General features: G+C 59.7%; 6 protein-coding genes. 3 read left to right on the top strand and 3 right to left on the bottom strand.

Annotated elements, in window-relative coordinates; genetic code table 11:
- Positions 1 to 165: 165 nt before the first annotated feature.
- The gene (alr, locus tag DBR44_RS03505; RefSeq protein WP_124642117.1) at positions 166 to 1233 is read right to left on the bottom strand and encodes an alanine racemase; all 1068 of its coding nucleotides are present in this window, start codon (positions 1231 to 1233) and stop codon (positions 166 to 168) included.
- Positions 1234 to 1237: 4 nt separating this feature from the next.
- Positions 1238 to 2548 (bottom strand): D-amino acid dehydrogenase, encoded by a 1311-nt coding sequence (locus DBR44_RS03500; protein ID WP_158613550.1) that lies wholly within the window; start codon positions 2546 to 2548, stop codon positions 1238 to 1240.
- A gap of 136 nt (positions 2549 to 2684) precedes the next feature.
- Here DBR44_RS03500 and DBR44_RS03495 point away from each other — a divergent pair, with 136 nt between their 5' ends.
- The 3 genes from DBR44_RS03495 (at position 2685) to DBR44_RS03485 (ending at position 5114) form a co-directional block, all read left to right on the top strand.
- The gene (locus DBR44_RS03495) at positions 2685 to 3173 is read left to right on the top strand and encodes an Lrp/AsnC ligand binding domain-containing protein (RefSeq protein ID WP_059284521.1); all 489 of its coding nucleotides are present in this window, start codon (positions 2685 to 2687) and stop codon (positions 3171 to 3173) included.
- 246 nt (positions 3174 to 3419) lie between these two features.
- Positions 3420 to 4544: a methyl-accepting chemotaxis protein gene (locus DBR44_RS03490; RefSeq protein ID WP_124642115.1), complete on the top strand. Its 1125-nt coding sequence runs from the start codon at positions 3420 to 3422 to the stop codon at positions 4542 to 4544.
- 90 nt (positions 4545 to 4634) lie between these two features.
- Positions 4635 to 5114, top strand: a complete 480-nt coding sequence (locus DBR44_RS03485) for a YbaK/EbsC family protein (protein WP_124642113.1) — start codon at positions 4635 to 4637, stop codon at positions 5112 to 5114.
- A 115-nt stretch (positions 5115 to 5229) separates the two neighbouring features.
- Here DBR44_RS03485 and DBR44_RS03480 read toward each other — a convergent pair whose 3' ends face one another.
- Positions 5230 to 6186, bottom strand: coding sequence for an ABC transporter ATP-binding protein (locus DBR44_RS03480; RefSeq protein WP_124642111.1), 957 nt, complete (start codon positions 6184 to 6186; stop codon positions 5230 to 5232).
- Position 6187: the final 1 nt, after the last annotated feature.

Raw genomic sequence — 6187 nt, 5'->3', positions numbered from 1 at the left:
AATGCGTAGTTCTACTGAGCTTTTGCCTGGCCTGCCCCGCCAGAAAAAGCATGAGCCATCACCTGCTCACATCAGCAGCGCTACGCGGTACACCACAGCAGCAGACAAAAAAATGCCCGGCATCACCGGGCGAGAGACAAAGCACTACACAAAGCACGAGGAAATTCAGCAGTACTGGAAATGGGCACGCTTCACATTGCACAGCACTTCATAGGAGATGGTGCCGGCCTGGGCCGCCACTTCGTTGATATGTACGGTGTCGCCCCATAGCTCGACTTCGCTGCCGATGCCGGCTTGCGGCAGGTCGGTCAGGTCCACCGTCATCATGTCCATCGACACCCGGCCAATCACGCGCGAACGCAGGCCATCGATGGCCACCGGGCTGCCGGTAGACGCCAGGCGCGGGTAGCCATCGGCATAACCGCAGGCGATCAGCCCCACACGGGTAGGACGCTCGGCCACAAAACTGGCACCGTAGCCTACCGGCTCGCCAGCCGCCAGCTCACGCACACCAAATACCTGTGAGGTAAGCCGCATCACCGGCTTCAGCGCTGCGCCCTGCTCGAAACCGGCAGGCAGCGGCGAAGCGCCATACAGCATGATGCCGGCGCGATTCCATTGGCGATGGGCGCGCTCATGGCAGAGGATGCCGGCGGAGTTGGCAATGCTTTCCTCACCCGGCAGATAGCGGCAAACACTATCAAAGGCTTCCAGCTGGGCCTGGGTGGCAGACAGCTGCGGCTCGTCGGCACGGGCGAAGTGGCTCATCTTGACGATTTTGCCCACCTTGCCGCTGGCCATCAGCTTGCAGTGCGCGGCGGCGTAATCCTGCGGGAAGAATCCGGCGCGATGCATGCCGGAATCCATCTTCAGCCACACGGTGTAAGGCTTGGCCGGATTGGCCTGCAGCACCACGTCCAGCTGCTGCGGGCTTTGCACCACGCACCACAGGTCATGCGCTTCGACATCAGCCAGCTCGGCCGCTTCGAACACACCCTCCAGCAGCACGATGGGCAGGGTCACTCCACCTTCGCGCAGCTGGATGGCTTCTTCCAGACAGGCCACGGCAAAACCGTCGGCCACATCGGCCAGTGCCTGGGCACAGCGCAGCGCACCGTGGCCATAGGCATTGGCCTTGATCACGGCCAGGGTCGGACCACCGGCCAGTTGCCTGGCCAGCAGATAGTTATGACGCAGGTTTTCCAGACGGATGCTGGCAATCAGCGGGCGCATGCGCTCAGGCTCCGGCTACGGCGGTGCTGCTGTGCATTGGTACCACCAGCTTTTCGCCGCGTTTGGCATAACGTTGGATGGACAGGCCATCCACGCTGATGTCCGGCTGTACGCCGACGATCTGGTCGGCCAGCACCTTGCCGGAGCCTGCACTCATCGTCCAGCCCAGCGTACCGTGACCGGTATTGAGCGACAGGTTGGCAAAGCGGGTGCCGCCGATGATGGGCGTGCCATCCGGGGTCATCGGGCGTAGGCCGGTCCAGAAGGTGGCTGCGGGAATATCGCCACCATCCGGGTAGAGGTCGCCCACCACCATTTCCAGGGTTTCGCGACGGCGTGGATTGAGGTCCAGATTGTAGCCAGCCAGCTCGGCCATGCCGCCCACGCGGATGCGGTCGTTGAAGCGGGTAATGGCCACCTTGTAGGTCTCGTCCAGAATGGTGGATACCGGTGCCATGGCGGCATTGGTGATCGGCACGGTCAGCGAATAGCCCTTGACCGGGTACACCGGAATGTCGATGCCCAGGTTTTGCAGCAGATCGCGCGAGTAGCTGCCCAGCGCCACCACGTAGTGGTCGGCAGTCAGCATTTCGTCGCCGATGCGCACACCGCTAATGCGGCCGTTATGGGTTTCGATAGCGGAAATATTCACGCCAAAGCGGAATTTCACGCCCTTGGCCGCAGCAAGATCCGCCAGACGGCTGGTAAACAGATTGCAATCGCCGGTTTCGTCGTTCGGCAGTTGCAGGCCGCCGGTCAGCTTGTGCTTGACCTTGGCCAGCGCCGGCTCGACACGGGCACAGCCGTCCGGGTCCAGCACATTGAAGTCCACACCGCACTCTTTTAGCACGGCGATGTCCTTGGCCATGCCTTCCACCTGGGCTTGCGAACGGAACAGCTGCAGGGTACCGCCTTGGCGACCTTCGTAATCCAGGCCGGTTTCGGCACGCAGCTCCTTGATCATGTCGCGGCTGTATTCAGCCAGGCGCATCATGCGGCTTTTGTTGAGGGCATAGGATTGTTCGTTGCAGTTGGCCAGCATCTTGGCAATCCACTGCAACTGGTAAACGCTGCCATCCGGCTGGATGGCAAGAGGGGCGTGACGCTGGAACATCCACTTGACCGCCTTGGCCGGGATGCCAGGCGCAGCCCAGGGGGCGGAATAGCCAGGGGAAATCTGGCCGGCATTGCCAAAGCTGGTTTCCAGCGCAACACCTTCCTGGCGCTCCAGCACCGTGACTTCAACGCCGGCCTTGGCCAGATACCATGCAGTAGACACACCTACTACGCCGCCACCCAGTACGATTACCTTCATTTCCTCTTTCTCCGTGCTACGCATCATGTGCTTAGTGATTTTGTGTAGTATATTTATTTCAATGCAGTTTTTTTCACCAAAATAAAACAATTTGCTAATTAATAACTCTTTCAAATTAAAGATTGGCAGTGAAATAATGAAAGTAAAACACACCCACGAGCGCGAGCTGGACAAGATCGATCTTAAGATATTGAAATGGCTGCAAAAAAACGGCCGCATTGCCATGACCGAGCTGGCGGAAAAGGTGGGCCTGTCCACCACGCCCTGTACGGAAAGAGTGCGCCGGCTGGAACGCGACGGGGTGATCGAGGGCTATTACGCCCGCCTCAATCCCCATGCCATGGGCGCATCGCTGCTGGTATTCGTGGAGATCAAGCTGTCGGCCAAGTCTGGCAATATCTTCGACGCCTTCCGCCGCGAAATCCAGAACATCCCGGAAATCCTCGAATGCCACCTGGTATCCGGCGAATACGACTACCTGATCAAGGCACGCATCCCCGACATGTCGATGTACCGCAAGCTGCTGGGGGAAATCCTGCTGCAACTGCCCAATGCCAATGAATCGCGCAGCTATGTGGTGATGGAAGAAGTGAAGGAAACCCATATGCTGGCGCTGCCGGAATGACGCCCTCCCCATCTTGCCAAGCGGCAAGGCGGCGCTGTCAACCTGTACCGGCAGAGAGGCCACAACGATTCAACCTTGATTTTCAATTAAGCAGTGCCTTATACCTGATTAATTTAGTACGCTTTTATCGCAGCACTTTAATTAAAGCTGTTTACATCTAAATCAGCCAGCTGCTTGAGCTGCCCATGGCCAGCACTGTGTGGCAGGCATGATCGCTCAGCGGCAAGTCACTGACAGGAGTGCATCATGTTCGGATTTGGCACCACCAAGCAGGACCAGCAGGAGAGCAAGCAACAGCTACACCAGTTCACGGCAATGCTGGACTATGTCGACAATCTGATCATGCTGGCAGACACCACGCCGGATAACACTATCTTCTACATGAACCGCACCGCGCGCGATGTGCTGGCCAGTCACCGCAGCATGATGAACAAGAAATTCCGCGCTGGCGTGGATGTCAACAATGCCTTCAAGCACAGCATCCACCAGTTTCATCGCGACCCCGACCGCATCCGCCAAATCCTGCAAGACATTGCCGCACGTCGTATTACTCACCATGAAGCACTGATTCCGGTAGGCAGCGTCACCTTCAAGACCAAGGTCTTTCCCATCTGGGATGATCAGGACAGCAGCAAGCTGCTCTGTTTCATGGCCAGTTTTCAGGACATTTCATCCGAGATAGAAGCCCAGAACTTGCGTGATGCCAATGACCAGCGGCGCACTTTTCTGGAAGAACGTGTAGGAGAACTATCAGGCAATATGCAGGCCATGAGTGCCACCATTGAAATGGTGGCCGTGCGCACGGCCTCGGCCTCAGACTCATCGGAAGAAATGCTGAGAAGATCGCAGGATGGCAAGAGCATGATCCAGAACAACGCTACCGCCATGAAATCGGTGAGCGAACTGGTAAGCCACACCGCTGACAATCTGACATCGCTGGGCAAACAATCGGAAACCATTGGCCAGATTGTCAGCGTGATCAAGGATATTGCCGATCAGACCAATCTGCTGGCGCTAAACGCCGCCATCGAAGCGGCACGCGCCGGCGAAATGGGCCGTGGCTTTGCCGTGGTGGCCGATGAAGTACGCAAACTGGCCGAGCGCACTACCAAGGCCACCCAGGAAATCGGCAGCATGATTCGCGACATCCAGCAGGAGGTCAACACCAGCATCCACTCGATGGACAGCGGCCGCCTGCAGGTAAAATCCACCGAACAGGACTTCAGCAATGCCGAAAACGCCATCGTGGCCATTGTCGATGAGATCCACCAGATGAGGAATTTCGTGGTCGAAATCGCCAATGCAGCAGAAGAGCAGGCTGCCACCGCGCAGGACATCAGCGACAAGCTGAGTGAAGTCGCCAGGCACTGAAGCCCGTCCGGCTGGCTGCGCGTCTTGCCAGCCTGCCGGTCAGCGTTTAGTGTGGAGTGCCGTCAATACCATGCTATTTAGCCTTTGATCATGAGCCTGCAATCCGTTCGCGATTTCTTCGCCGCCCGCAATCTGGATATCCTCATCATCGAACTGGAAGTCAGCACCGCCACCGTGGCGCTGGCCGCCGAAGCCCACGGCGTGGAGCCGGGGCGCATCGCCAAGACCCTGTCCTTCCGCCTGAACAGCGGCGAGGTCATCATTCTGGTCACCCGTGGCGATGCCCGCATCGACAACCGCAAATTCAAGGAAGCCTTTGGCAAGGGCAAGATGCTGGCACTGGAAGAGGTCGTCGCGCTGACCGGCCACCCGGTGGGCGGGGTCTGCCCCTTTGGTTTGGCGCAGCCGCTGCCGGTATATCTGGATCGTTCTTTGCAGGATTTCGACGAAGTACTTCCCGCCGCCGGTGCCATTCACAGCGCGGTGCGCATCAGCCCGGCACTGATGGCCGACATCACCGCTGGCAGCTGGGTAGATGTATGCCAGCCGGTCGCCGAGCTGGCCAGTTAGAGCCGCTAACAAAAACCCTGCTGCTGCGTTGCGCCTCCTTGCCGTACTCTTTGTACTGTCTGCGTCGGCGCGCCTTGCCCCAGGGACGCTACGCTATTTTGTTCGCCGCTCTTAATCAGCAGGCTGCGGAATAAGGCAGCATGGCGGCACGGTCGATACCGACATGCAACAGGCTGCCGATATTCAGCCCGGCCGCATACTGCTGCACTTCGCGCGCAGACAGGGTCAGCGTCAGCTCGCCATCCGCACTGGCCACCGTCACCCGCACGCCGTCCGCCAGCTGGATGATGCGCCGCACCGCCGTCGCCGGCTGCTCCGGCCCCAGCCGCAAGGCCTGCTCTGGCACCACGCCCTCCGCCAGCACGTTTTCGTAACCGATAAAGCGCGCCAGCCAGGGCGTGGCCGGTGCCGCCAGCAGTTGAGCCGGGGTGGCGCACTGGACAATGCGCCCCTCCCGCAGCACCGCTACCCGGTCGGCCAGGGCGAATGCTTCTTCCCTATCGTGGGTGACCAACAGCGCCGGAATGGCCGCCTGCTGTAACTGCTGGCGGAATTCCTGCTGCAACTGCCGGCGTAAATCCGCATCCAGACTGGAAAACGGCTCATCCAGCAGCAACAGCCGTGGCCGGGTGACCAAGGCCCGCGCCAGCGCCACCCGCTGCTGTTCGCCGCCGGAGAGCGTCCACACCTTGCGCGCCTCCATGCCGGCCAGCCCCAGTTGCTGCAGGCAGGCCAGCGCCTGCTGCCGGGCCACCGCTCGCGCTACCCCATGCTCGATCAGGCCGAAGCAGACATTGCCCAGCACATCCAGATGCGGAAACAGGGCAAAGTCCTGAAACATCAGCGCAAAACGCCTTGCCTCGGCCGCCACGCCGGCCAGGTCTTCACCAGCAAACGACAGGCGGCCGCCATCAGGCTGCTCCAGCCCGGCAATCATTTTCAGCAAACTGCTTTTGCCGCAGCCCGATGGCCCCAGCAAGGCCAGCACTTCGCCGGCCTCCAGGGTCAGGCTGAGCTGGTCGGCCACCAGCTTGTGGCCAAAACGCTTGCATACGCCATCCAGTTGCAACATG

This window comes from Aquitalea sp. FJL05 (genome assembly GCF_003852595.1).
In the GTDB taxonomy this organism is placed as follows: domain Bacteria; phylum Pseudomonadota; class Gammaproteobacteria; order Burkholderiales; family Chromobacteriaceae; genus Aquitalea; species Aquitalea aquatilis.
This window is presented reverse-complemented; position numbering and strand designations above follow the sequence as displayed.